We start from the raw sequence: 23,992 nt of genomic DNA on the forward strand, positions 1-23,992 counted from the left end.
CAGGGACAAGGATAGGACAAACAGCGGCTAAGCTGATGCGATGAAACCTGGTTCCTCAAGGAGGTCTGCATGAGCGCCGTCTCCCTGTCCGAGCTCGATGCCGCGCTGCCCGGGCTGGCCCGCAAGATCCGCGTGCTCGAAGCCCTGGCCTGGCCGGACGGGGTCGAGCAGGCGTTCCTCGCCCAGTGGCGCGCCGGCAACGCGCAGTTGCCCAGGGTCGAACTGCAGCCGCGCGAGCACAGCGCCGACATTGCCGCCCTGCAGGCCTTTATCGCAAAGTGCGATCAGGGCCATCCGGCCGGGCGTTTCCTGGCCATGACCGCGCGCAGCTACGCCACCGCCGGGCGCATGCTGGGGGCGATCGGTACACCCGCGTTTACCGGGTATTCGGCAGCGCTGTACCGACGTCCGGATTTCTTCTACCCCAGGCAGAAACTGACCATGCTCGACGCGGCGCGTTTCTTCCTCAAGACCACCGACGCCCTGCTCGGTGGTGACCAGATCCCGTCGACCGAGGCCGATATTCCCGCCGCGGATTTTGCCGCCTGGATGCAGCCGGAGCTGGACCGCTTCTTCGGTGCGGGGCGGATCAAGATCGTGCTGGATCCGGCCCTGGCGTCCAAGGCCATTGCCGGGACCAGCCGCATCCGCCTGCGCGCCAGCGCCCTGTTCAGCGAACTGGACAAGCAGCAGTTGCTGCAGCACGAGGCCTTCGTGCATGTCGCCACCGCGCAGAACGGTGCCAACCAGCCCAACCTCAAGTGCCTGGGCCTGGGGGCGCCACGCACCACCCAGACCCAGGAGGGCATTGCCACCCTGGCCGAGTTGTTCACCGGCAGCATGGACATCAACCGTCTGCGCCGCGTTGCCCTGCGGGTGATCGCGGTCCAGCAGGCGCTCGATGGCGCCGATTTCATCCAGGTGTTCGAAGGTTTTCTTCAGGCTGGTCAGTCGCCGCAGGAGTCCTTCCGCTCCACCCAGCGGATTTTCCGCGGCGCCGATGTGCGCGGCGGCTCGGCCTTTACCAAGGATGCCGCCTACCTGACCGGCCTGCTCGGTGTGCATACCTTGCTGCGGGTTGCGATCCGCGACAACCGCCCGGAACTGGTCGGCCATCTGTTTGCCGGGCGCATGAGCCTGGCCGATACCGTACGCCTGGCGCCGCTGTTCGAGGAAGGCTGGCTGCAGGCGCCGACCTATGTGCCGGCCTGGGCCTGCGACATGCGGCGGCTGGCCGCCAACCTGGCGTTCTCGGCGTTCATTGCCCGGATCAAGCTGGAGGTGCTGGACCTGAAGGTGTTCATGGCGTTCGCCGACGAGCACGAAGACAATGCCAGCGAGGACTGAGAGACAGCCTGAGTCGACAGACTGTCTCTCCAGGGGGCTCAGGCAATCATTTCCACTTTGCCGGTGGCCAGCCGATAGACGCCACCGACCACCTTCAACTTGCCTTTTTCCAGGGCGTCGGTGAGCAGCGGTGTGGCCTTTTTCAACTGCTCGACCGAGTCTTTGACATTCTGCGCAATGGCGTTTTCCATCAGATCGCCGGGTTGCTTGATGGCTTTTTCCACTGACGCCTTGAGCGCCTCCGTCAGTTTCGGGATATGACCAGGGAAGCTGGCATTGTCCTTCACCGCTTTGATACCGGCCTCGATGGCACCGCAGCTTTCATGGCCAAGCACCAGGATCAGCGGGGTGCCGAGCACGGCAACGGCATATTCGAGACTGGCCAGCCCTTCGCCGGTTACGAAGTTGCCGGCCAGGCGTATGGCGAACAGGTCGCCGCGTGCCGTATCGAACGCGTACTCGGGTGCGATGCGCGAGTCGGAACAGCTCAGTACCGCGACAAACGGGTTCTGGCCCGACACCAATGCTTCGCGCTCATCCTTGAAGTCGTGGGTGGTCGAGTCGCCGTTCACATACCGCTCATTGCCCTCGATCAGTCGTTTCAGCGCCTGGTCGGGGCTGACGACGTTCTGTGGTTTTGGGGGCGCAGACGATTTTTCCGCAGCCTGGGCAAAGCGCCCGGGCAGCGCGCCGGCCAGCAGCAGGGCACCTGCTCCCAGTCCGGCCAGGCGAAGAAATCGACGACGATCCGTGGTGTTTGCAGTTGAGGTTGAATCACATGATTTACACATGATCGTGTGTACTCGGGTCAACAGGGTTGATGTAACTGCTGTTGGGAGGGCAGTGCCATGGACAGTACCTGACACTGGGACTATGCAGTTTAGCCGAGGTGTAACAGTTTGATTTTGCCGACCCATGTTTCATGCCGGTCGGGCAGGACAAGCCACACGCCGGAGCAACCTTGAAAGCATTGCGCCGGCGTTGGCGAAGTCATCGGGAACAGCGGGCTGGCGGACATCAGCCAAACAGATCCACCCCCAGCTGGAACGCCACCCACAGGGCCAGTCCGGTGGCAAACAGCAGCGCGATGTTCTCGAACAGGTTGTTACGATATTGCTTGCCCAGCAGCGACTTCTGGTTCGACATGATCAGCAGGCCCAGGGAAATCACCGGCAAGCCGACGATGTTCAGGGCGCTGACACCAATGGTCAGGGTGACGAAGTCCGGCATGCCGGGCAGCGACCAGATCAGCGGCGTGACCAGGATGAACAGCATGAACCACTTGTGCATCGGGTCATGGTGAAACTCTTTGCCGTAACGTTCGCGGCGCTTGGGGCAAACGTGCTGCAGGGCATCGGTGATCAGCATCGGGAAGGCCGTGGTCTTGCCGGAAATGCTGGCGAACAGGGTGGCGAACACGCCAGTGAAGAACACATACCAGCCGATCGGGCCGAAGAAGATTTCCAGTGCCTTGCCCAGGTCGCCCAGGGTGTTCACTTCAATGCCGTTGGGTCGCAGGATCTCTGCGCCGACGATCCAGATCGCCAGGTTGATGATGATGCCGACGAACACGGCAAACAGCAGGTCGTTGCGCTGGATGCGTTTGTGTTCCGGCCCCGTCCAGCCCTTTTTGCGCATCACGTACGGGTGCACGAAGTTGGCGATCGAGCCTGCCACCGCACCGATCACCGAGACCGCCACCAGCAGCGCGCCGTGCACGCCTTCGTCGGCCGGAATGCTGAAGCCGATGGTGCCCTTGATGATGCCGTTCACATCCGGGCCGGACATCACCGCCAGGGCGATGAAGGCCAGGGTCATGATCGCCAGCAGGGCTTTCATCACGCCTTCGATCATCGAATAGATATTGCGCCCCACCAGCAGCCACACCGCCAGCACCACTGCCAGCGAGCACAGCATGGGGTAGTCGACGCGCAGCAGCATCGCCAGCGATTCACCCGCGCCCTTGATCATGTAGGCGTTCATCAGGTGGCCCATGAGCAGGGCGTAGACCAGCATGAACCAGGCGAACACGGGATGGAGCTGGGCATAGCCCTGGAGGATGGTCATGCCCTGGTTATTGCACAGCTGGAAGCGGGCAATGATGTTGACGATCAAAAAGCGCAGCAGCAGCGAAACCGCCAGCACCCACATCATCGCGTAGCCGTAGTTGGCGCCGGCCACCGAGGAAGTGATCAGATCACCTGCGCCCAGCCAGGACAGCACGGCGATGATGCCGGGGCCCAGCAGCTTGAACAATCGGGTCGCGCGGCGTTCAGCAGGTGCCGCAGCCTGGCCTTCCACGGAAGGAATGCTGGTCATTGGGGGTGTCTCCGTTGTTGTTTTTGTGAGAGCTGGCGAAGTCAATCACATTAGATATGACGTCGTACAACATTGGTTTTTCGGAGAGTGTTACTAAATATTTCCTGGCCGCAGCGCTATCGAGCAGGCTCCTACTGCCAGCCGGCCATATCGCCCGGACCGTCGGCGTTGCGGCGGAAGAAGTCGCGCAGGTGTTCGACGAAGCAGGCGACCTTGGCGGACAGGTTCAGGCGCTCCAGATACACCGCATAGATATCCGCAGGCGGCGTCTGGTAATCCCCCAGTACCTCGACCAGCCGGCCGGCACGCAGATGCCCGGCAAGGTTCCACTCGGCGCGCATGAGGATGCCCTGGCCATCCAGCGCCCAGTTCAATGCCACCTCGCCGTCGTTGGTGCTGAGGGTACCGCGGACCTTGACCGATTCGCTCTGCTTGCCGCGGCTCAGCCGCCAGCTGCCGAAGGCGGCGTCGTTCTGGCGCAGCACGATGCAGTTGTGCTGGGCCAGGTCCTTGGGTGTCTGCGGACAGCCGAAGGCCTCCAGATAGGCCGGTGACGCGCACAGGCGACGACGGTTGGCGGCGATCTTGCGGGCGATCAAACGCGAGTCGGGCAGCTCGCCGAAGCGGATGGCCACGTCGATGGCATCGTCGGGCAGGTTGATGGGGCGGTCGGTCAGTTGCAGTTGCACCTCGACTTCGGGATAGCGCCGGGCGAACGACGACACCGCCGGGCCCACATGGGTGCGGCCGAAACCCAGGGGCGCATTCACCCGTAGCAGGCCCTTGGGTTCGGCCCGGCTGCTGGAGACCTGGCGTTCCATTTCCTCGATCTCACCCAAGATCCGCTGTGCGTTGACCAGGTAGGTCTCGCCCTCGGCGGTGAGGCTGATGCTGCGGGTGGTGCGGTTGAGCAGGCGCACGCCCAGGCGCTGCTCCAGCTGGGCCAGGCGCTTGGAGACCGCCGGCGGGGTCAGGTTGAGCTCGCGCGCCGTTGCCGCAAGGCTGCCCACCTTGACCAGCTGGGTAAAAAAGGCCAGTTCCGAGACCGGATTCATAATTAACCTGAAGTAAATAATGAAGTGAATTTCATTGTATTACAGCACTTTGAAAAAGCCATTACCTTTAACTCCCGTGATTAACCACAACAAACCTGGGCTATTGACCTGCCACTGCCAGTCGCCCGGGCGCCAGAAAAAATCCGACTCACAACAATAATGCGGAGAAGACAATGGCCAAGCGATTCATAGGCAAGCTGTATGTCCAGGTCCTGATCGGCGTGACCCTGGGCATCCTGCTGGGGGTGTTCTGGCCCCACGTCGGCGTTGACCTCAAGCCCATCGGCGATGCCTTCATCAAACTGATCAAGATGGTTTTTGCGCCGATCATCTTCGCCACCGTGGTGCTCGGCATCGCCAAGATGGAGAACATGAAGGAGCTGGGCCGGGTTGGCGTGCGCGCGCTGATCTACTTCGAGGTGCTCTCGACCTTCGCCCTGGTGCTGGGTCTGATCGTGGTCAACCTGGTGCAGCCCGGCGAGGGCATGAACGTCGACCCGGCCACCCTCGATGCCAAGAGCATCGCCACCTACACCTCGGCGGCGGCAGCCGGTTCGGGCAGCTTCAGCGACTTTCTGCTGCATGTGATCCCGGCCAGCGTCACCGACGCCTTCGCCAAGAACGAGATCCTGCAGATCCTGCTGTTCTCGACCCTGTTCGGCATTGCCCTGTCGCACCTGGGGCCGCGCGGCAAACCCTTTGTCGATGTGCTGGAGGCCTTCTCCCACGGCATGTTCCATATCGTCGGCATGGTCATGCGGGTCGCGCCGCTGGCCGCCTGCGGGGCGATGGCCTTCACCGTCGGCAAGTACGGCCTGGGCTCGATCGTGTCGCTGGGCAAGCTGATGGCGACCATGTACCTGACCTGCTTTCTGTTCGTGGTGGTCATCCTCGGCTTCATCGCCCGGCTGTCCGGCTTCAGCCTGTGGAAGTTCCTCAAGTACCTCAAGGAAGAACTGTTCACCGTGCTCGGCACCAGTTCCTCCGAGTCGGTGGTGCCGCAGTTGATGACCAAGCTGGAGAAGGTCGGTGTGTCCAAGCCGGTGGTCGGCCTGGTGATCCCCTCCGGTCTGACCTTCAACCCCGATGGCCAGTGCATCTACTACACCATGGCGGCGATTTTCATCGCCCAGGCCACCAACACACCGCTGACCCTGACCGACCAGTTGATCGTGCTCGGCGTGCTGTTGCTGACCTCCAAGGGCTCGGCGGGGGTGACCGGCTCCGGCTTCATCACCCTGGCCGCGACCCTGGCGACCATGGACAACATTCCGGTGGCCGGCATGGTGCTGCTGCTCGGTGTCGACCGCTTCATGTCCGAGGCGCGGGCCATCACCAACACCATCGGCAATGCCGTCGGGACCATGGCGATCGCCAAGTGGGTCGGCGCCCTCGACAAACAACAGATGGACCAGGTGCTCGCTGGCGGCCCTGTGCCCGAGCAGGAGCAGGCACGGCAAGCACAGCCGCTCACCCCCCAAAGCCCCGTCAAAACAGCCTTGTGATGCAATGAGGAGAACAACCGTGGATAAAGAAGCAGCCGTATCATCACTGACCGACGTGATGGCCAAGTTCACTGCCTATATCGGCAAGCGCCTGCCCAAGGACGTCAAGGAGAAGACCGCAAAACTGCGGGCGGCGGAAACCAACCCGCTGGCCATCGCCGTCTACGACTCGATGGCCGAGAACCAGGACTACGCCGATAAACTCGACCGCCCCAGCTGCCAGGACACCGGGGTCATCCAGTACTTCATCGCCGCCGGCGCAAGGTTTCCGTTGCTGAGCGAACTGGAAGGCATCCTCGAGAATGCCACCCGCGAAGCGACCATCAAGGGCCCGCTGCGCCACAACGCCGTGGAAACCTTCATCGAGAAAAACACCGGCACCAACACCGGCTCGAAGATCCCGTGGCTGGATTGGGAAATCATCCCCGACGCCGACTACGCAATCGTCGACGTGTACATGGCCGGGGGCGGCTGCACCTTGCCAGGTTCGGCCAAGGTGCTGATGCCGGGCCAGGGCTACGAAGGGGTGACCGAGTTCGTCTTCGACGTGATCACCTCGCGCGGGGTCAACGCCTGCCCGCCACTGTTGGTCGGCGTGGGTGTGTCCACCTCGGTGGAGACCGCGGCGCGCCTGTCCAAGCGGGCGATCCTGCGCCCGGTGGACTCCAGCCACCCGAATGAAAACGCCGCGCTGATGGAAAAGCTGCTGGAGGAGGGCCTCAACGAGATCGGCATCGGTCCCCAGGGGCTGACCGGCAACAGCAGCGTGATGGGGGTGAATATCGAATCGTCGGCGCGTCACCCCTCGACCATCGGCGTGGCCGTGTCCACCGGCTGCTGGGCGCACCGGCGCGGCAAGATCCGCATCAATGCCGACCTGACCTACGACATCCTCTCCCATGAAGGAGTAGTACTGTGAAAAAGATCCTCAGCACCCCGATCAAGGACGAGGACCTGGCCGGCCTCAACGTCGGTGACGTGGTCTACCTGACCGGCCAACTGGTGACCTGCCGCGACGTGGCGCACCGCCGCCTGATCGAACTCAAGCGCGAACTGCCGGTGGACCTGCGTGGCGGGGCGATCTTCCACGCCGGACCCATCGTGCGCAAGAAGGACGATGGCAGCTTCGAGATGGTCTCCATCGGCCCGACCACCAGCATGCGCATGGAGAAGTTCGAGAAGCAGTTCATCGAAGAGACCGGCGTCAAACTGATCGTCGGCAAGGGCGGCATGGGCCCGGAGACCACTACCGGCTGCCTGGAGAACAAGGCGGTGCATGCGGTGTTCCCGGGCGGCTGTGCGGTGCTGGCGGCGACCAAGGTCGAGGAGATCGAGCGCGCCGAGTGGCAGGACCTGGGCATGCCCGAGACCCTGTGGGTCAACCGCGTGCGCGAGTTCGGCCCGCTGATCATCTCCATCGATACCAAGGGCAACAACCTGTTCGAGCAGAACAAGGCGCGCTTCAACGAGCGCAAGGGCTCGGTCATCGAGAAGATCAACAGCCAGGTCCGCTTTATCAAGTGACCGGCAGGGCGGCCACGGCAGGGACGCCGTGAACGCCCGCTCCAGCGCAAAGAGACCACCATGCATAAAGCCAGTCCCCATGAGCTGCGCACCACCTTGCGTGCGCTGCTTGCCAGCCACACGTGCCTGCGAACCGCGTCGGTCTTCGACCCCTTGTCGGCGCGGATCGCCGCCGACCTCGGTTTTGCAGTCGGCATCCTCGGTGGTTCGGTCGTGTCCCTGCAGGTGCTTGGCGCCCCGGACATAACCCTGGTCACCTTGAGCGAGTTCGTCGAGCAGGCCACCCGCATCGGCCGGGTCGCTCGCCTGCCGGTGATTGCCGATGCCGATCATGGCTACGGCAATGCCCTCAATGTCATGCGCACCGTGCAAGAACTGGAGCGCGCCGGGGTTGCCGCGCTGACCCTCGAGGACACGCTGTTGCCGGTGCGCTTTGATGGACAGACCGTCGAGCTGATCAGCGTGGAGGAGGGCGTCGGCAAGCTTCGTGCGGCCCGCCAGGCCCGTGACGACAAGGCCCTGGCACTCATCGCCCGCACCCACGTCGGCGTGCAGCCGCTGGCCGAGGTCGTGCAGCGCACCCGTGCCTACCAGGATGCCGGAGCCGATGGCATTTGCCTGGTCGGGGTGCGGGACGTCGAGCATCTTGCGGCGATAGCCGAGGGCTTGAACGTGCCGCTGATGCTGGTGACCTACGGCAACCCGGCGCTGCGCGATGACAGGCACCTGGCGGAGTTGGGCGTGCGGATCGTGGTGGAGGGGCACGTGGCCTACTTTGCGGCGATCGAAGCCACCTACCAGAGCCTGCGCGGTCAGCGGGGCATGGCGCCCGACACAGGCTTGAGCGCCTCGCAGCGGGTGGCGCGTTTCAGCATTGCCGATGACTACAACGCCTGGGCCCGGGACTACCTGAATGTGCAGGCTTGAGGTGTAGGGATTCAGGGGGGGATTGTCGCGGGGCAAGCCCGCTCCTACAGGATTTCGGTGAGCCCGGAGATGATGGGAGGGTGTACATTTCTTCACTAGACTCACCCAAACGCCAATCAGCAAGGAGCACCCATGAGCGTTCGTGGACAGGATCGTCAGATCGACAATATCGAATTCAACGTCACCGATATCGCCCGCAGCAAAGCCTTCTACGGCAGTGTGTTCGGCTGGACATTCGTGGACTACGGTCCGAGCTATACCGAGTTCAGCGATGGCCGCCTTAGCGGTGGTTTCACCACCGGGGAGCCAGTACGGCCCGGTGGCCCGCTGATCATCCTGTATGCCGATGACCTTGATGAGACCCAGCGGCGGATCAAGGCGGCGGGGGCGGTCATCAGCCGGGAAACGTTTTCGTTTCCGGGGGGAAGCCGGTTTCACTTCATCGATCCGGATGGCTACGAACTGGCGGTCTGGACGACCCGGCTGTAGGAGCGGGCTTGCCCCGCGATGCGGTTTAACTGACAAATCGCTATCGCGGGGCAAGCCCGCTCCTACAAGCCGCAGCCTCGTGCCTCGGCAGCGGCTACAGTGCTGCGTCGATTTTCTGGGCGGCGGCTTCACTGACCCAGGGGTGCCAGATTTGCGGATGTTCCTTGAGGAAGAGCCTCGCCAGCCTCGGTGACTCGATGCGTTCCTGGCTCATCCTCGCCAGGTTCTGGTTCAGCAGGTCGATGGGCACGTTGACCTTCTCCAGCACCGCGACCAGCTCCGGCGCCTGCTCATGAAAGTCTTTGGACAGGCCGACCCGGGTGGTGACGGTCTTGTCCACGCCCGGCTTCTCGTCCAGCTTGATCGCATCGATCTGGCCCATCAGTGGCGTGGGCGACCAGTAGTAGAACAGCACCGGTTTGCCGCGTTTGTAACTGGACAGCACCCCGGCATCCAGGGCCGCGCCGGTACCCGGGCGGAAGTTGGTATAGGTGCTCTCAAGGCCGTATTCCTTGAGCATCTCGGTGTTGTCCACCTCGCAGATCCAGCCTGCCGGGCAGTTGTAGAAGCGGCCCTTGGACGGCTCCTCCGGATCGCGGAAAACTTCCGCGTAGCGGGCAAGATCCGCCACCGTCCTGAGGCCCGGGGCCTGGGCCTGGATATTGCGCTTGGCATCGCCCTCGACCACATAGCGTGGCACGTACCAGCCCTGGGCCGCGCCCTGGATCGGCGCGCCGACGGCCACCACCTTGCCGGCGGCCGCGGCCTTCTTCCACACCTCGCTGCGGCCCATCCATTCTTCGGCGAACACCTGGATGTCGTTACTGATCAGGGCCGTCTCCATGATGATGGTGTTGCCCACCAGTTGGTCGGTCTGGCAGCCGTAGCCCTCCTTGAACAGGATCATCATGATGTCGGTGAGCAGCATCCCGCTTTCCCAGCTCAGGCCGGCGAACTTCACCGGTTTGCCGGAGGCGCACCAGTCGTCCGCCTGGCTTGCGGCGCTGCCGGCCAGCAGGCCGAGGGAAAGTAACGTTGTCAGCAGGGTCTTCTTGTAATTCATTATTAGACGCTCCGTAACAGTAATCGGGGAGGGCGGGCACTTGCTTGCCGCACGTTGCAAGCCAGTGCCGGCCCTTGAACAGCAACCGCTATCAGATCGCAGAATCCGCCGTGGTACGCCCGTAGAACAGTTGGCGGGCATAGGGGCTGAACTCGACGTCGGGTTTGTCGACGTAAGCCAGCACGGCATTGAGCCGCAGCCGCTGGCCAACGATCGGCGTCACCCGGTGCAGCGAGTAGCGGCCACGGAACAGCGACAGGGTGCCGGGCACCTGGGGCAGCACCTCGACCTGCTGGGTCGCCGGGTCGTCGAGGAAGCGGCCGACTGCGTCATAGCAATCATCCTCCTCGCGCCGCAGCATGCGCACGTACTCGAAATCGCCGCCACCATCGGCCGCCTGCAGCGACAGGGTGACGCTGAAATCCGAGCGGTCGAAGTGCCAGCCCAGTTGCTGGCCCTCGGCAAAACCCTGCAGGTTGAGCGCCGCCAGCGGGTCGGCATGCCGATAGAGCAGGTCCTGGCCGAGCACATCCTTGATGAACGCCAGCACGTCGTCCGACTGATAGAGCTGGCGGGTGAGGTTGTCGGCCGGAATATCGGCGTAGGCGACGGTGTCCTTTTCGGTTTCCATCAAGCGGCGCAGCGGGTGGGCCGGGTCGGCAGTCTCTTCCTGTGGCTTGAAGTACACCGTGTGCTGTTCGCGAAAACGGAACATCCGCGCTTGCAGCGCCAGGGTCTGCTCGGCCATGGCGACAACCGCCGGGTCGAGGACGAAGCCCGGGAAGATCGCCACGCCTTCCTGTTCCAGGCGCGCGCGGCTCTGGCTGACCAGGGCCTGGTAGGCGGCGCTGCTGCGATCGGTGAGAGGGTAGCGGGTCAGGTCGACGATATCGCCGAGGGGGGCGGTGAAGGCGGGCGCAGTCATTGTTGTCATTCTCCAGTGGTTGGTGCTGGAATCAGATTGCGCTGCGGGAAAAATGAAGTCACGCTCATAATTTTACGTACTTTTGTGAATTAAATTCAGGTCGTCCACCATGAGACTCACCCTCGATCACCTTGTGATGTTGCAGGCCCTGTCGGAACTCGACTCGATCACGGCGGTGGCCGAACGCCTGTGGGTGACGCCTTCGGCGGTCAGCCATCGCCTGCGCGAGGCGGAACGGCGCCTGGGCGTGCCCCTCACCGAGCGTTCGGCGGGCAAGCTGCGCCTGAGCCCGGCGGGGGTGCGCCTGGAGCGGGCGGCGCGGGACATCATCGGCATCCTCAACGAGGCGGAGTCCGAAGCCCGTTCCCTGGCCGGCGGGGTCAGCGCCTTCGTGCGCATGGGGGTGACGTCCTACGGCCCGTTTCGCTGGATTCCGAAGTTCATCAAGCACTACTCGGCGCTGCGCCCGGATATCGAGATCACCCTGGTCAGCGTGCCCCGTGCCGATGTGTATGCCGGCCTGATGCAGGGCAAGCTGGATGTGTCGATCATCGACGACGGCATGGTGCCCAGCGGGGTCGCCCGCCTGCCGCTGTTTCGCGACGACCTGATCGCGATCATGGCCACCGACCACCCCTTGGCCGGACGCACGAATATCTATGCCGAAGACTTCAAGACCTACAACCTGGTGACCTACTCGACCGAGCGCGCCAAGGGCTGGGAATACGACCGCTTCTTCGCCCCGGCGAGCATCCTGCCGCGGCGCATGATCACCGTGGAATTGATCGAAGCCATCGTCGAACTGGTGCGCTCGGGCCAGGGCATCAGCATCCTGCAGCGCGACCTGGTGGCACCGAGCCTCGAGCGTGGCGAGCTGGCCTGGGCGGCGTTGAACGACGGCCTGGACATCGCCTGGAACGCCATCATTCGCCCTTCCGAACCGCACAACAGTGAAGTGCATCAGATGGTCGCGGCGCTGACCGATTGGGTCAAACAGACGCAAGGGCAGTGACGCTGGGTGTCACTGCACCGGTGGTTTGCGGCGCGGCCTGGCCTTTCGGGGCCCGGCAGGCGTCATCAGCTGTACGGTGAGGATGAAACGTGCCGGAACCAGCGACATCAACCCCAGCATGCTCAGCACGGCAATCAGCAGGACGCCCCGCACCTCCTGGTGAATATCGGTCAGTAGCGCCAGGCCCACGGCCAGCAGGAACAGCGCAATGCCCAGCCATTGCAGCATCGCGGCCCAGCGGAACAGCGACGAGTTGCGGATCTGTTGCAGGTGCCGGGTCGATTCTGTCGGTTCGTTCATCACGTTACTCGCTAGTCATGGGGTGTTGGGTCCGCGCCTTGCCACGGCGGGCAAAGCCGATCTTGATCGCCACCAGCATCGGCGCCGCTACCACGAACAGCAGGGTCACGGCCAGGAAGGCGCTCTCGAAGGCGATCACCGAGGCCTGGCCGGTCAGCGCGCGGCCCAGCAGGCTGGTCGCGGCACGGCCGGCGGCTACGGCGTCCATGCCTTTGCCGGCCAGCACCGTGGAGAGGGTCGACAGCCGTTCGATGACGGCGCCAGTGCCCGGGGTGAGGTGGCTACCGAGGATCACGGCGCTGGCAGCCAGCTTGTGCTCGATCAGGGTCTGCAGGGCGGCCACCCCCATCAGGCCACCCAGCTGGCGACCGGTGTTGAACAGGCCGATGCCGCTGGCGAGGTTGCGCGGCTTCAAGTCGCTGAAGGCGATCAGGGTGATCGACAGGAACAGAAAGCCAAGGCCGAACCCACGCAGCAGCACCGCCGCCATCATGTCGCTTGCACCACTCTCGTGGGTGGAGGCGGACAACATCCACATCGCCAGCATGATCATCAGGATACCGAACGGCACGGTGGCGAAGGGTGCCACGCGGCGGGCCTGCATCAGCCAGGCGGCGATCAGCAGCGCGACGATAAAACAACCGCCGCTGGGCAACAGCAGCAACCCGGCATCGGTGGGCCTGAAGCCGAGCACCGACAAGGCGAACGCCGGTATCAGATAGGCACTGCCGAACAGCGCGGCGCCGGCGACGAAGCTGACGATCAAGGCAAAGGCAAAGTCGCTCGACTGGAACAGGCTGAAGTCCAGCAGGCCTACGCCCTTGGCCAGTAGCTGCTGGCCGATGAAGGCGAGCAGGGCGGCGCTGCCGATCAGGGTCAGCCAGAGGATGCGCGGCGCCTCGAACCAGTCCCAGCGGCTGCCCTGGCTCAACACGTAGGTGAAGCACAGCAGGGTGACGGCCATCAGTACGAAGCCGATCAGGTCGAACGGACGCCGGACGTTGCCGGTGGACCGCGGTGCCTCGGCGACCAGCAGCAGGCCACTGGCGGCGAGGGCCAGTGGCACAACGCAGAAGAAGATCCAGACCCAGGAGCGGCTGTCGATCAGCCAGCCCTGCAGGGCCGGGGCGAGGGTGGCCGAGGCGACCACGGCGCCCATGGCGAACAGCGCTTGCAGCAAGGGTTGCCGGGCCTGGGCGAAGGCGCCGAAGATCATCGCCTGGCCGCCGACCAGCAAGGTGCCACCGGCAAAGCCCTGCACGATGCGCAGCACCACCAGCAGGTCGAGGCGGGTGCTGAAGACGGCCACGGCGCAGGCCAGGCCCATGGCCAGGGTGGCGCCGACCACCACGCTGCGCGGCGGGAAGCGGGCGAGCAGCCAGGACGCGGTCATGAAGCCGATCAGCTTGAAGGCGGTGTAGCCCACATCCAGCCAGGCGAACTCGTCGGGGGTGGCGTAGGTGTCGCCGAGGATGTCGCTGCGACCGAGCGCCAGGACGGTACTGGCGATGGCTTCGGTCAGGGTGGCCAGGACGATGCCGGTCATCAGCAGCACGCCGCTGCGGGTCGACAGTTGGCTGCGCCTGGCACTGGCGGCGGTGTTCATGATCCACCTCCCAGCGCCACTTCGACGCGGGCCGACAGACCGGGCACGATGCGCCCAGGCAGCGGGTTATGGGCCAGGCGGATCTTCACCGGTACCCGCTGCACCACCCGCACGAAATTGCCGGTGGCGTTGTCGCTGGGCAGCAGGCTGAAGGCCGAACCGCTGCCGGGGGCAAAGCTGTCGACCACGCCTTCGAGGGTATTGTCGGGATAGCCGTCGACCTGCACGCTCACGGCCTGGCCGGGGCGGATATGTTCGAGCTGGGTTTCCTTGAAGTTGGCCACCACCCACACGTCGTTGACCGGCACGATATCGAGCAGGGCCGCGCCCGGGGTGACGAAGCGGCCGACGCGGACCTGACGGTTGCCGACCACGCCGTCCACCGGTGCGCGTACCACGGTGCTGTCCAGGCTGATCTGCGCCAGGTCGCGGGCGGCCTGGGCCTGGGCCACGGCGGCCACGGCGGCTTCGCGCTGGGCCAGCAGCACGGCGATGCGCTGTTGCTGGGCCTCCACCGTTGCCGAGGCGGCCGACACCGTGGCCGCGGCTTTGGAGCGGGCGGCGCCGGTTTCATCGACCAGGGCCTGGCTCACGGCATGGCTGACGATCAGCTTTTGGCTGCGGTCGTGGGTCTTGGCGGCAAGATTCATTTCGGCCCCGGCCGAACGGCGTTGGGCCTCGGCCTGGCGGATCAGGGCATGCTGCAGACGGGTTTCGGCATCGACGTTGCTCAGGCGCGCCTCGGCCGCCTTGATATTGGCCTGGGCCTGGGCCAGGTGGGCACGGTAGTCTTCATCGTCGATGCGAAACAGCACATCGCCGGCGCGCACGCTCTGGTTGTCCTCGATCTCCACCGCGGTGACATAGCCGGCCACCTTGGCGGCCAGCGAGGTCACGTCGCCCCGTACATAGGCGTTGTCGGTCGAGGTGCTGGCAGCGTTGAAGGCCACGGCCCAGCCGCCCGCCAGCAGCGCCAGGGCGCTGGCGCACAGCAGCACGCCGAGCAGTTTCTTGCTGTTGCGCGACGGCTGCTCGGCACCGCTCCCGGCATCTGTATCGCTGGCTTGGGTGGCAGTGTCCTCGAGCGCGTTCATGGCGATTGTCCTGTGCAGGGCCGATGACCCCCGCCGGATGGCGAGGGACGATCAGCAGGTTGATCGGGTTATTGCTTTGCCGGGGTCACCAGCTCCTTCTCGCTGCTGTCGAGCACGAACACCGCCAGCAGCTTCGCAGGTTGCGTGTCACTGGCATTGGCGCTGACGGCGTGGAAGGAGCCGGGCTCCTCGACGAAGTTTTCCCCGGCCTTGTAGACCTTCTCCGGCTGGCCTTCGATGCGGATGCGCACCGCGCCTTCGAGCACCGTGGCGTAGATGAAGGCGGTCTTCGGATGGGTGTGGGCCGGCGAGGCGGCGCCTGGGGCGTATTCGACCAGCACGCCGCGCATGCTTTTGCCGGGCACGTTGGGCAGGACGCGGTCGAACACCAGGCTGACCTTGCCGGGCACCGGGTCGGCGGCCGAGGCGCTGGTGATCGACAGCACGGCGATGGCCGCGGCCATCAGCAATCGAGTGAACATGACAGTACTCCTTGGTGGGCAGTGGGATGGGGTTTAGCGTGCCGTGCGGGCCAGCCAGTCTTCGAAGTGGATCGCGCCCAGGCGCGGGTTGTGGCTGGGGGTCAGGGACTGGTCGTCGAGCACGTCGCCGAAGTAGCGCGCATGCACGTCGGGCACCACCGTGCGGGTGTCGCCGGTGGCGCGGAAAAAGCGCCGTACCAGCTCGTCCAGCGGCATGGCCTCGGGACCGGCGATTTCCAGGGTGCCGTTGAGCGGTGCGGCCAGCACCGCATCGGTGAGCGCTGCGGCGACATCGTCGGAGGCCATGGGTTGGATCAGCGCCGGTGACAGGTGTACTTCGTCGCCGACCACGGACGACTGGGCAATGCCGCCGACAAACTCGAAGAACTGCGTGGCGCGCACCAGGGTGAAGGGCCGGCCCGAGGCCTTGATCAGGTTTTCCTGGGCGACCTTGGCGCGGAAGTAGCCGTTGTCGGGCAGGCGTTCGCAGCCGACGATCGACAGGGCAATGTGATGACCGACACCGGCGGCGGCTTCGGCGGCCAGCAGGTTGCGGGTGGAGGTTTCAAAAAAGTCGAGCACGGCCTGGTCTTCCCAGGACGGCGCGTTGGCCACGTCGACCACCACATCGGCGCCATCCATCGCGGCGGCCAAGCCTTCGCGGGTGATGCTGTTGACGCCGGTGTTGGGCGAGGCGGCGAGCGCATCATGGCCGCGCTCGGTGAGGTTTTTGACCAGTTTCGAACCAATGAGGCCGGTGCCTCCGATGACGACGATCTTCATGGCATCTCTCCGCTATGGGACGGCAAGGCGTGCCGTCGGGGTAGCTTCAGAGTGCCTTTGTGCGGGCGCGAAGTCCTTGCAGCGGCCTTGGGTTTACCTTCACGCACGCCTGCTTTTTCGTCCAAAGCTGCCGTATCATCAACAGTTCGGAATAATTGCCAGTCGCATCCAGGGGACACTGCCGTTGCCATACGCCTTTGAAGACTACCTGCTCGACCAGGAACGCCGGGAATTGACCTGGCGCGGCCAGGTCGTGGCCATCGGGCCGCAGGTGTTCGACCTGTTGCTGCTACTGGTCGAGCAGCGTGAGCGGGTGGTCAGCAAGGACGAACTGCTCGATGCGGTGTGGAGCGGCCGGATCGTTTCCGAGTCGACCGTCACCAGCCACATCAACGCCGTGCGCAAGGCCGTGGGTGACACCGGCGAGGAACAGCGCCTGGTGCGCACGGTGGCGCGCAAGGGTTACCGTTTTGTCGGCCAGATCAGCGACAGCGAACCGGCCGGGGCCGCCGCAGCGCAGGTCGTCGAGCCCAAGCCGGCAGCCGCTGCGCTGGTGCTGCCCGACAAGCCGTCGATCACCGTCCTGCCATTCCAGAATCTCAGCGGCGATGCCGGGCAGGAGTACTTCGCCGACGGCATCGTCGAAGACATCATCACCGCCTTGTCGCGCATCCGCTGGCTGTTCGTCATCGCCCGCAACTCCAGCTTCACCTACAAGGGCAGGGCGGTGGACGTGCAAGGCGTGGGCCAGGAGCTGGGCGTGCGCTACGTGCTCGAAGGCAGCGTGCGCAAGAGCGGCAACAAGGTGCGCATCACCGGCCAGCTGATCGACGCCAGCCGCGGCACGCACCTCTGGGCGGAGCGCTTCGAAGGCGAGCTCGACGACATCTTCGACCTGCAGGACCGCATCGCCGAAAGCGTGGTCGGTGCCATCGCCCCGCAGCTGGAGCGGGCCGAGATCGAGCGGGCCAAGCGCAAACCCACCGACAGCCTGGACGCCTACGACTACTACCTGCGCGGCACGGCAAAACTGCACCAGGGCACCTTTGCTGCCATCGACGAGGCGCTGGCACTGTTCTACAAGGCCATCGAACTCGACCCCGAGTATGCCTCGGCCTACGGCATGGCTGCCTGGTGCTACTTCTGGCGCAAGATCAACGGCTGGATGCGCGACCGTCCCGTGGAGACCGCCGAAGGCGCGCGCCTGGCGCGGCTGGCGGTGGAACTGGGCCGCGACGATGCCGTGGCGCTGACCCGTGGCGGGCATGCCCTGGCTCACCTGGTAGGCGATGTCGATAGCGGCATCGCCTTGCTCGACCGTGCCCGCCTGCTCAACCCCAACCTGGCTCCGGCCTGGTTCCTGGGCGGCATCCTGCGCGCCCTGCGTGGCGAAACCGAGGCGGCCATCGACAACCTCAGCCATGCCGTACGCCTGAGCCCGCTGGACCCGGAAATGTTCCGCATGCAGGTGGGCATGGCCCTGTCGAACTTCTTCGCCGGACGCTTCGACACCGCCGCCGCCTGGGCGGAAAAAGCCCTGGGCAACCTGCCCAGCCTGATGCCGGCAACCGCCGTACTGGCTGCCAGTTATGCCCTGGGCGGGCAGCTGGACAAGGCGCAACAGACCCTGCAGCGCTTGCGGACCATGGACCCCGGCTTGTGCATCGCCAACCTCAAGCAGTGGCTGCCGATCCAGCGGGCCGAGGACCTGGCGCGCTTCGCCGAAGGCCTGCGCCAGGCGGGTTTACCCGAGTCGTGACGGGCCGGCAGGTGGCCTTTGCCTGTTCACCGGCCAGAAGTGGATTTGCCATACTCGGGGTCCATGTAGAAGGGTATCTTGGCGTTTTGTTGTTCCTGCTCAAGAAAGGCGCAGGTTCGAAAGTCCTTGTGATCGACTTTGTCGTTAGCGTCGAAGCTGACGAAGTAAGGCTGGCGCTCGCCTTTGTCGGTGAACAGATAGTCGTTGCACGTGCCCGGGTATTCCTTGCGTGTCGTGGTCATGACGGGTGGTCCGGCGATTGCGAGCACCTGACCCTTGCTCATGCCGATTTCGACTTTCGCCACCAGCGGCTCGTCGCGATAGGTCGAGGGATTGCCGATACAACCTGTGATCGTCGTCAGTGCCACGAACAGTACAGAACACAGCTTTGTCATGGCCGCTCTCCGGGTGTGGACATGAACAGGAGAGCTCCAGTCTTGCACGAACGGGGATGATGGACGGCTGCGACGACGAGTGGAGTCTGTGGGAGCGGCGGTGCGACGACTCGACTTGCCCCGCGATCTCGATCTGACAGGCAAATCGCAATCGCGGGGCAAATCGGGTCGCCGCACCGCCGCTCCCACAGGTTAGATCTTCAGACGACCACTTCATCCTTCCACGTTGGCGCTGGCAGGGCCTGTTCCTCGTAATGCCGCGACTCGGCCTCGATCTCCTGCGCACTGCGGTGACGGTAATCACGGTACAGCCAGCGGACAAACCCGACGGCCATCACCACCAACAGGAAGAAGAACGGAATCGAGGTGAGGATGACCGAGGTCTTCACTGTCTTCAGCGACAGGTGGTTGGCGATCATGGTCAGCGGCACCAGGGCCAGCATCACGCACCAGAACAGGCGCAGGAACGGTGAAGGATCGCGGCCTTCCGGCAGGTTGCGGGTGGTGGCGGCCGCCACGGTGTAGGCCGAGGCATCGACGTGGGAGGCCAGGAAAATGACCATCACGAACAGGTAGAACGCAGTGGCCAGCGCCGACATCGGGAAGCCGTTGAGCAGTTGGGTAATCGCCACTTCGCCACCTTGGCTGGCGACCACGGCCGGCACGTCCAGGGTGCCCTTGAGCAGTTGCTCGATGCCATAGCCGCTCAGGCAGCCGAAGATCGCCCAGCAACTGACGCTGCCGCCGAGCAACAGTGCTGCGGCGACTTCCTTCAAGGTACGGCCACGGGACACGCGGGCGACGAAGATCGACACCGCCGGGGTGTAGGAAATCGCCCAGAACCAGTAGAACACCGTCCAGTTGCGGGTGAATTCACCGTCACCGGCCGGGTCGGTGAACAGGCTCATGTGCAGGAAGTTGGAGAACATCAGGCCCACGCCGTTGACCGTGTTCTTGACGATGAACCCCGTCGGCCCTACCACCAGCACCGCCAGGGCGCAGAACAGCGCGCCCCAGCAGACCATGCTGGCCAGGCGCTGCATGCCGCCTTCCAGGCCGATGTAGGAGCTCAGGGAAAAGATACTGGTGATCAGCAGCACGATGCCTGCCTGCATCATGAAGGTGTTGGGCAGGCCGGTGAGGTTGGACAGGGCGTTGGAGAAGGTCTGGGTGGTCACCACCATGGTCACCGTCAGCCCACCGAAGGTGCCGATCAGGAAGAGGATATCGATCAGCCGGCCGACCGGGCCGCTGGCCTTCAGGCCCGTCACCGCCTCGATGATGCCGGCCAGGCTCAGCTTGTCGTGCTTGCGCACGTGGTAGTAGTAGGCCATGGCCATGCCGCCCACCGCGTAGCAGGCCCAGGTGCCGAAGCCCCAGTGGAAGAAGGCGTAGGCGATGCTCATGTCCAGCGCCTCGGGGCTGCGGGCCGCAATGTTCAGCCCGGGGGCGTTGTAGTAGAAGGCCCACTCCACCAGGCCCCAGTAGAGGGTCGCCGAACTGAGCCCGGCGCAGATGAACATGAAGATCCACGGCAGCGTCTTGAACTCCGGCTTGCCGCTGCCCAGGCGAATGTTGCCGTACTTGCTGAAAATGATGAACAGCGAGCCGACGACGAAGGCCAGGAAGATCACCAGCACCGGCGCGGTCAGCAGGTCGGTGGCGCTCTGGAACAACTGGCCGGCCACTTGCTCGGAGCGTGCCGGGAAGGCCGCCAGGGCAAAGACGGTGAGGAAGATGGCGACCACGCTGACGATGATCAGCAGGTAGTCCTTGCTGGCCCGGACCGGTGGGGCATCCGGCGTGGCCGGGTTCGCTTTTGCGGAAATTTTCATGGGATACCTGTCTATTTCTGGCTGTATTGATCTTGTTGTCTGCCTTGTTCCAGGCGCAGGGCAGCCGACTGGAACAGTCATAGAAGTGCAGGAGCCGTGACCTCAGGTGGTGGGCGTACACCAATGGCTGATCAGCCGTCGATACAGGCGCAGGGCCTCGTCGATGCGGGCGATCTCGCAGTACTCGTCGGTCTGGTGCGCCATGTGTGGGGTACCCGGCCCGAGAATCACGATGGGCACACCCGGGTGGGCGTGTTGCAGCGCGCAGGCATCGGTGAAGTAGCTGGCGCCACGGGGTTCGGGACGTATGCCGGTTACTTCCTCGGTAATGCCATAGACCGCTGCGATCCACGGGGCGTCGATCGCGGTGAATACCGCCGGCAGGTCGAGCACTGCCTGGGCCTCGCAGATATCGGGTTGCAGTTCGGCCAGCAGGGTGTCGCGGGTGGTGGCGTGGCACATGCCGGGCAGGCTGCGGATATCCACGCACAGCTCGGCCAGGTCCGGCACCACGTTGATGCTGGAGCCTGCGTGTAAGGTGCCGGCACTGATGCTGGTGCCGCCCAGCACCGGGTGCTGCGGCGCCGGTACCTGATAGCGCTCGATCTTGCCCAGGGCGCGGGCGACCTTGTACAGCGCGTTGTCGCCACGCTCGGGCATCGAGCCGTGGGCACTCTTGCCACGGGCGCCGAGCTTGAGCCAGAGCGCGCCCTTGTGGCCGATCAGCGGATAGTTGGCGGTCATCTCGCCGACGATGATTGCCCCGGCATTGTGCTGGTCCACACCGTCACGCAGCAGGGCGGCGGCGCCCTGGCAGCCGGTTTCTTCACTGGCGGTCAGCACCAGCACCACCCCCGGGGCGTCGGCGATCAGGCGGCGTTCCTGCAGCGCCGCGGTGATGAAGGTCGCGACGCCGGCCTTCATGTCGCTGCTGCCACGGCCGTACAAACGGCCATCGCGGATCTCGCCGGCGAACGGGTCGGTGGACCAGGGCGCCTGGCCGAGCGGCACGGTATCCAGGTGCCCGGTGAAGCACAGTGGCCGGCCCTGGCCGTTGCCCAGGTAGGCCACCAGGCTGGCACGTCCCGGTGCCAGTTGGTGCAGGGTGGTGGTGAAGCCCGCGTCCGCCAGCAGCCCGGCCAGGAACTCGGCGCACGGCTGTTCATTGCCGGGTGGGTTGGTGGTGTCGTAGCGCAACAGGCTACGGGTCAGTTCGATCGCCTGGTCCAATGGGCTCATGCTGGCCTGGCCTCCACTGCGATGGCATCGACCTGCAGCGGTGCGCCACCCGGCAACCCGTTGACCCTGACCAGGGTGAAGGGCGGCAAGTCCTCGCCACAGCACATGTGCAAGGCGCGGGTGAACAGCGCCATCGCCCGTTCCGGCGCGTCATCGGCCGCGACCAGCACATGCAGATGGGCGAGTGCCCCGGGGCCGGCGCCAACAGCGCGCAACAGTGCGACAAGGCGCTGCAGCACCTCGCTGCAGGCCTGCTCGAAGCCTTGGGCTGCAACGCTCTGGCCGGCCACCTGGATGATTGAACCTGCGCGTTGCACCTGCACCCCAGCCGTCCAGTTGCGATTGCCGCCTTCGGCCGTGGCCTGCGGGTGGCGAACCTCGACCTGGGCGGTGGCGTCGATCTCCAGCAGCAGGCCTTCATAGAGCAGGTTGACGCCAAAGGCCGTGACCGGTGGCAGCGGTTCGCCGCAGGTGGTACGGACCACGCCCAGGATCTCCTGCAGGCGGGCTTCGGCGGCTTCGTCGTCACCGTCGTGCAGGTAGCAGACCTTGAGCTGGGTCAGGTCGCTGAACTGCGCCCCGGCATCCAGCAGCACATGGCGGATATGCTCCAGCACGTTGCGGGTCTGGCCGGGCAGGTCGCCCAGGTTGATCGCCTTGCCGGCGCGATCGGCGCTGACCTGGCCTCCGACCCACACCTGGCTGCCCGCTCGCCAGCCCTGGGACAAGGGCACCGGGATGCTCCAGTCCCAGCTCTTTTCCGGCATGATTCGTTGCCGCTGCAGAGCGGGCACCGCCAGCGCCTCGGCTTCCAGCTGGATCAGCGCACCGCGCACGCCGGTACCCTGCACACGCACCGCCGTGGCGGCGGGGCCGGGGTCGGGGAAGTACAGCAGGCGCACCCGGGTCATCTTCTCCCAGAACACCGTGGCCTGGGCTTCCTCGCCCTCGTAGACGTAATAGGTATTGAGGCGGACCAGATCGGCCATCTGCAAACCGGCAGCGGCCAGCGCCGCCTGCAGGTTGCGAAAGACCGCGTGGGTCTGCGCTTCGATGTCATCGGCACCGATCAGCGTGCCGACCGCATCGACCGGCAGCACGCCGCCGACGAAGACCTGCTGGCCGAGTCGGCGATAACGGAAGGGTTGCACAGGCGAGGGGAGGGGGATCCCAGAGGCGAGGTCGGACATGGCGTTGCTCCCGTTGCCCGTCCGGGCCCGCACATCGTCGGGCCTGCAGGGCAATCGTCAGGTTGGCTTGTTTGTCTCTCCCCAGACTCTAGTGAAGCCGATACTTCGGAAGAATAGCCGGATCATGAAGTTGACTTCGGCAAATGGCGAAGCAAGCTGAACCGTTCTGTGCCGTCAGTCCTGGCGACCTGCGCAGTCGAGCAACTGCTGGTGGAAGGCCACGACCGTGCGTGGCGCTCTGGCGGTGCGATGGCGGATGATGTGGAAATCCAGTTCGGGCGCGTACTGATCCGCGCACAGCCTGCGCAGCTCGGCCTTGTCGACCCAGGGCTGGGCATAGTGCAGCGGCAGGAATCCGATGTACTGGCCGGAGACGATCATCATCGCCCGCGCCTCGACGTTATCGACGCTGCCGGCGGCCCGCTCGGCCTGCAACTGGTCGAGGTCGAAGCGCCCGAGAAAGGTCCGTGCGGCGACCCGTGCCTGGCTCAGCAACAGCGGCGTGATACTGGCGTCATCCCGGGCGAACAGTGGATTGCTGCGTGAGCAGAACAGCCCGTGGGTTTCCTTGTACAGCGCCGTATAGTCCAGCCCCGGCAGGCGCGAGGGAAACGGCCCGACCGCCAGATGCAGGCGGCCATCCATCACCCGTTGCTCCAGGGCGCTGGGGGTGTCGATATGAATCTGCAGATGCACCTGCGGCGCCATCTCGCCGAAGCGGCGAATGGCCAGGGTCAGCGGGCTGCCCGGGTCGGTGAGGGTGGCGTCGATCACCCCGACGCGCAGCACCCCACTCAACTGCTCGCGCAGCGTGGCGGCCTCCATGGCGAAGGTCTCGACGGCCGCCAGCATACGCTGCGCCGCCTCGTACAGCACCGCGCCTTCATCGGTGAGGCGGAACCCCGAACGACCCCGTTCGCACAAGCGGACACCGAGGCGGGTTTCCAGCAGGCTCATCTGCTCGCTGATGGCCGAGACACTGGTGTTGAGCGCCGACTGCGCTGCGGAAAAGCCGCCGCATTGCACCACCGTCTCGAAAATTCGCAGTGACTTCAGATCCGCATCCTGTATCCGCATCGACGTCGCTCCCGATAGCCGCGCTGTTATGTAACACGGCAGGCCGGATGCTCTCCAGCCCCTGTA

At 64.8% G+C, this 23,992-nt stretch carries 23 protein-coding genes; 8 read left to right on the top strand and 15 right to left on the bottom strand.

Annotated elements, in window-relative coordinates; translation table 11 throughout:
- Positions 1-69: 69 nt before the first annotated feature.
- Positions 70-1,347: a flavohemoglobin expression-modulating QEGLA motif protein gene (locus M2D63_RS01400; protein WP_285860944.1), complete on the top strand. Its 1,278-nt coding sequence runs from the start codon at positions 70-72 to the stop codon at positions 1,345-1,347.
- Between the two features lie 38 nt (positions 1,348-1,385).
- On the opposite strand, the gene M2D63_RS01405 is transcribed toward M2D63_RS01400, so the two are convergent.
- The 3 genes from M2D63_RS01405 to M2D63_RS01415 all read right to left on the bottom strand — a co-directional run bounded on the left by M2D63_RS01405 (position 1,386) and on the right by M2D63_RS01415 (position 4,721).
- Positions 1,386-2,138 (bottom strand): carbonic anhydrase, encoded by a 753-nt coding sequence (locus M2D63_RS01405; protein ID WP_285861132.1) that lies wholly within the window; start codon positions 2,136-2,138, stop codon positions 1,386-1,388.
- A gap of 226 nt (positions 2,139-2,364) precedes the next feature.
- Entirely contained in the window at positions 2,365-3,666 is a 1,302-nt protein-coding gene (locus tag M2D63_RS01410; RefSeq protein WP_285860945.1) for an Nramp family divalent metal transporter, read from the bottom strand.
- A gap of 131 nt (positions 3,667-3,797) precedes the next feature.
- A complete protein-coding gene (locus M2D63_RS01415) occupies positions 3,798-4,721 on the bottom strand; it encodes a LysR substrate-binding domain-containing protein (RefSeq protein WP_285860946.1) in 924 nt (307 codons plus the stop codon).
- 173 nt (positions 4,722-4,894) lie between these two features.
- Here M2D63_RS01415 and M2D63_RS01420 point away from each other — a divergent pair, with 173 nt between their 5' ends.
- From M2D63_RS01420 to M2D63_RS01440, 5 genes are all read left to right on the top strand, one after another.
- Positions 4,895-6,226: a dicarboxylate/amino acid:cation symporter gene (locus tag M2D63_RS01420; RefSeq protein WP_285860947.1), complete on the top strand. Its 1,332-nt coding sequence runs from the start codon at positions 4,895-4,897 to the stop codon at positions 6,224-6,226.
- A 19-nt stretch (positions 6,227-6,245) separates the two neighbouring features.
- Positions 6,246-7,145: a L(+)-tartrate dehydratase subunit alpha gene (ttdA, locus tag M2D63_RS01425; protein WP_285860948.1), complete on the top strand. Its 900-nt coding sequence runs from the start codon at positions 6,246-6,248 to the stop codon at positions 7,143-7,145.
- Positions 7,142-7,750 carry a L(+)-tartrate dehydratase subunit beta gene (gene ttdB / locus M2D63_RS01430; RefSeq protein WP_285860949.1) on the top strand — a complete coding sequence of 203 codons (609 nt, stop codon included), beginning with the start codon at positions 7,142-7,144 and terminating at the stop codon, positions 7,748-7,750. Before ttdA ends, ttdB begins: the two co-directional genes overlap by 4 nt.
- Positions 7,751-7,810: 60 nt before the next feature.
- A complete protein-coding gene (locus M2D63_RS01435; RefSeq protein ID WP_285860950.1) occupies positions 7,811-8,677 on the top strand; it encodes an oxaloacetate decarboxylase in 867 nt (288 codons plus the stop codon).
- Between the two features lie 132 nt (positions 8,678-8,809).
- The gene (locus M2D63_RS01440; RefSeq protein ID WP_285860951.1) at positions 8,810-9,166 is read left to right on the top strand and encodes a VOC family protein; all 357 of its coding nucleotides are present in this window, start codon (positions 8,810-8,812) and stop codon (positions 9,164-9,166) included.
- A gap of 94 nt (positions 9,167-9,260) precedes the next feature.
- Here M2D63_RS01440 and M2D63_RS01445 read toward each other — a convergent pair whose 3' ends face one another.
- Positions 9,261-10,229 carry a glycine betaine ABC transporter substrate-binding protein gene (locus M2D63_RS01445; protein ID WP_285860953.1) on the bottom strand — a complete coding sequence of 323 codons (969 nt, stop codon included), beginning with the start codon at positions 10,227-10,229 and terminating at the stop codon, positions 9,261-9,263.
- A gap of 91 nt (positions 10,230-10,320) precedes the next feature.
- Positions 10,321-11,154 (bottom strand): hypothetical protein, encoded by an 834-nt coding sequence (locus tag M2D63_RS01450; protein ID WP_285860954.1) that lies wholly within the window; start codon positions 11,152-11,154, stop codon positions 10,321-10,323.
- Positions 11,155-11,263: 109 nt separating this feature from the next.
- Here M2D63_RS01450 and M2D63_RS01455 point away from each other — a divergent pair, with 109 nt between their 5' ends.
- Positions 11,264-12,166, top strand: coding sequence for a LysR family transcriptional regulator (locus tag M2D63_RS01455; RefSeq protein ID WP_285860955.1), 903 nt, complete (start codon positions 11,264-11,266; stop codon positions 12,164-12,166).
- Between the two features lie 9 nt (positions 12,167-12,175).
- Here M2D63_RS01455 and M2D63_RS01460 read toward each other — a convergent pair whose 3' ends face one another.
- The 5 genes from M2D63_RS01460 to M2D63_RS01480 all read right to left on the bottom strand — a co-directional run bounded on the left by M2D63_RS01460 (position 12,176) and on the right by M2D63_RS01480 (position 16,431).
- Entirely contained in the window at positions 12,176-12,466 is a 291-nt protein-coding gene (locus M2D63_RS01460; protein ID WP_285860956.1) for a hypothetical protein, read from the bottom strand.
- A 4-nt stretch (positions 12,467-12,470) separates the two neighbouring features.
- The gene (locus M2D63_RS01465) at positions 12,471-14,072 is read right to left on the bottom strand and encodes a DHA2 family efflux MFS transporter permease subunit (protein ID WP_285860957.1); all 1,602 of its coding nucleotides are present in this window, start codon (positions 14,070-14,072) and stop codon (positions 12,471-12,473) included.
- Positions 14,069-15,166 carry an HlyD family secretion protein gene (locus tag M2D63_RS01470; RefSeq protein ID WP_285860958.1) on the bottom strand — a complete coding sequence of 366 codons (1,098 nt, stop codon included), beginning with the start codon at positions 15,164-15,166 and terminating at the stop codon, positions 14,069-14,071. The genes M2D63_RS01465 and M2D63_RS01470 overlap by 4 nt, the downstream gene beginning before the upstream one ends.
- Positions 15,167-15,234: 68 nt before the next feature.
- Positions 15,235-15,648: a cupin domain-containing protein gene (locus M2D63_RS01475; protein ID WP_285860959.1), complete on the bottom strand. Its 414-nt coding sequence runs from the start codon at positions 15,646-15,648 to the stop codon at positions 15,235-15,237.
- A gap of 33 nt (positions 15,649-15,681) precedes the next feature.
- A complete protein-coding gene (locus M2D63_RS01480; protein WP_285860960.1) occupies positions 15,682-16,431 on the bottom strand; it encodes an SDR family oxidoreductase in 750 nt (249 codons plus the stop codon).
- 184 nt (positions 16,432-16,615) lie between these two features.
- Between M2D63_RS01480 and M2D63_RS01485 the strand changes: the two genes are divergently transcribed.
- Entirely contained in the window at positions 16,616-18,190 is a 1,575-nt protein-coding gene (locus M2D63_RS01485) for a winged helix-turn-helix domain-containing protein (protein ID WP_285860961.1), read from the top strand.
- Positions 18,191-18,216: 26 nt separating this feature from the next.
- Here M2D63_RS01485 and osmE read toward each other — a convergent pair whose 3' ends face one another.
- From osmE to M2D63_RS01510, 5 genes are all read right to left on the bottom strand, one after another.
- Complete coding sequence (osmE, locus tag M2D63_RS01490) at positions 18,217-18,585, bottom strand: osmotically-inducible lipoprotein OsmE (RefSeq protein WP_285860962.1); 369 nt, start codon at positions 18,583-18,585, stop codon at positions 18,217-18,219.
- Between the two features lie 200 nt (positions 18,586-18,785).
- Positions 18,786-20,420, bottom strand: a complete 1,635-nt coding sequence (locus M2D63_RS01495) for a BCCT family transporter (RefSeq protein WP_285860963.1) — start codon at positions 20,418-20,420, stop codon at positions 18,786-18,788.
- A gap of 102 nt (positions 20,421-20,522) precedes the next feature.
- Positions 20,523-21,659, bottom strand: a complete 1,137-nt coding sequence (locus tag M2D63_RS01500) for a M20 family metallopeptidase (protein WP_285860964.1) — start codon at positions 21,657-21,659, stop codon at positions 20,523-20,525.
- Positions 21,656-22,849, bottom strand: a complete 1,194-nt coding sequence (locus M2D63_RS01505) for a RidA family protein (RefSeq protein WP_285860965.1) — start codon at positions 22,847-22,849, stop codon at positions 21,656-21,658. The genes M2D63_RS01500 and M2D63_RS01505 overlap by 4 nt, the downstream gene beginning before the upstream one ends.
- A gap of 174 nt (positions 22,850-23,023) precedes the next feature.
- The gene (locus tag M2D63_RS01510) at positions 23,024-23,926 is read right to left on the bottom strand and encodes a LysR family transcriptional regulator (RefSeq protein ID WP_285860966.1); all 903 of its coding nucleotides are present in this window, start codon (positions 23,924-23,926) and stop codon (positions 23,024-23,026) included.
- Between the last annotated feature and the right edge of the window lie 66 nt (positions 23,927-23,992).

This window comes from Pseudomonas sp. BJa5 (genome assembly GCF_030272875.2).
Classification (GTDB): domain Bacteria; phylum Pseudomonadota; class Gammaproteobacteria; order Pseudomonadales; family Pseudomonadaceae; genus Aquipseudomonas.

Bases quoted from the DNA above. Each gene is read 5' to 3' on its own strand.
- M2D63_RS01415 (WP_285860946.1), bottom strand. From the start codon at position 4,721: ATGAATCCGGTCTCGGAACTGGCCTTTTTTACCCAGCTGGTCAAGGTG.
- M2D63_RS01410 (WP_285860945.1), bottom strand. From the start codon at position 3,666: ATGACCAGCATTCCTTCCGTGGAAGGCCAGGCTGCGGCACCTGCTGAA.
- M2D63_RS01460 (WP_285860956.1), bottom strand. From the start codon at position 12,466: ATGAACGAACCGACAGAATCGACCCGGCACCTGCAACAGATCCGCAAC.
- M2D63_RS01500 (WP_285860964.1), bottom strand. From the start codon at position 21,659: ATGAGCCCATTGGACCAGGCGATCGAACTGACCCGTAGCCTGTTGCGC.
- M2D63_RS01435 (WP_285860950.1), top strand. From the start codon at position 7,811: ATGCATAAAGCCAGTCCCCATGAGCTGCGCACCACCTTGCGTGCGCTG.
- M2D63_RS01505 (WP_285860965.1), bottom strand. From the start codon at position 22,849: ATGTCCGACCTCGCCTCTGGGATCCCCCTCCCCTCGCCTGTGCAACCC.
- M2D63_RS01445 (WP_285860953.1), bottom strand. From the start codon at position 10,229: ATGAATTACAAGAAGACCCTGCTGACAACGTTACTTTCCCTCGGCCTG.
- M2D63_RS01405 (WP_285861132.1), bottom strand. From the start codon at position 2,138: ATGTGTAAATCATGTGATTCAACCTCAACTGCAAACACCACGGATCGT.
- M2D63_RS01440 (WP_285860951.1), top strand. From the start codon at position 8,810: ATGAGCGTTCGTGGACAGGATCGTCAGATCGACAATATCGAATTCAAC.
- M2D63_RS01480 (WP_285860960.1), bottom strand. From the start codon at position 16,431: ATGAAGATCGTCGTCATCGGAGGCACCGGCCTCATTGGTTCGAAACTG.
- M2D63_RS01510 (WP_285860966.1), bottom strand. From the start codon at position 23,926: ATGCGGATACAGGATGCGGATCTGAAGTCACTGCGAATTTTCGAGACG.
- M2D63_RS01495 (WP_285860963.1), bottom strand. From the start codon at position 20,420: ATGAAAATTTCCGCAAAAGCGAACCCGGCCACGCCGGATGCCCCACCG.
- osmE (WP_285860962.1), bottom strand. From the start codon at position 18,585: ATGACAAAGCTGTGTTCTGTACTGTTCGTGGCACTGACGACGATCACA.
- M2D63_RS01450 (WP_285860954.1), bottom strand. From the start codon at position 11,154: ATGACTGCGCCCGCCTTCACCGCCCCCCTCGGCGATATCGTCGACCTG.
- M2D63_RS01470 (WP_285860958.1), bottom strand. From the start codon at position 15,166: ATGAACGCGCTCGAGGACACTGCCACCCAAGCCAGCGATACAGATGCC.
- M2D63_RS01420 (WP_285860947.1), top strand. From the start codon at position 4,895: ATGGCCAAGCGATTCATAGGCAAGCTGTATGTCCAGGTCCTGATCGGC.
- M2D63_RS01400 (WP_285860944.1), top strand. From the start codon at position 70: ATGAGCGCCGTCTCCCTGTCCGAGCTCGATGCCGCGCTGCCCGGGCTG.
- M2D63_RS01475 (WP_285860959.1), bottom strand. From the start codon at position 15,648: ATGTTCACTCGATTGCTGATGGCCGCGGCCATCGCCGTGCTGTCGATC.
- M2D63_RS01455 (WP_285860955.1), top strand. From the start codon at position 11,264: ATGAGACTCACCCTCGATCACCTTGTGATGTTGCAGGCCCTGTCGGAA.
- M2D63_RS01465 (WP_285860957.1), bottom strand. From the start codon at position 14,072: ATGAACACCGCCGCCAGTGCCAGGCGCAGCCAACTGTCGACCCGCAGC.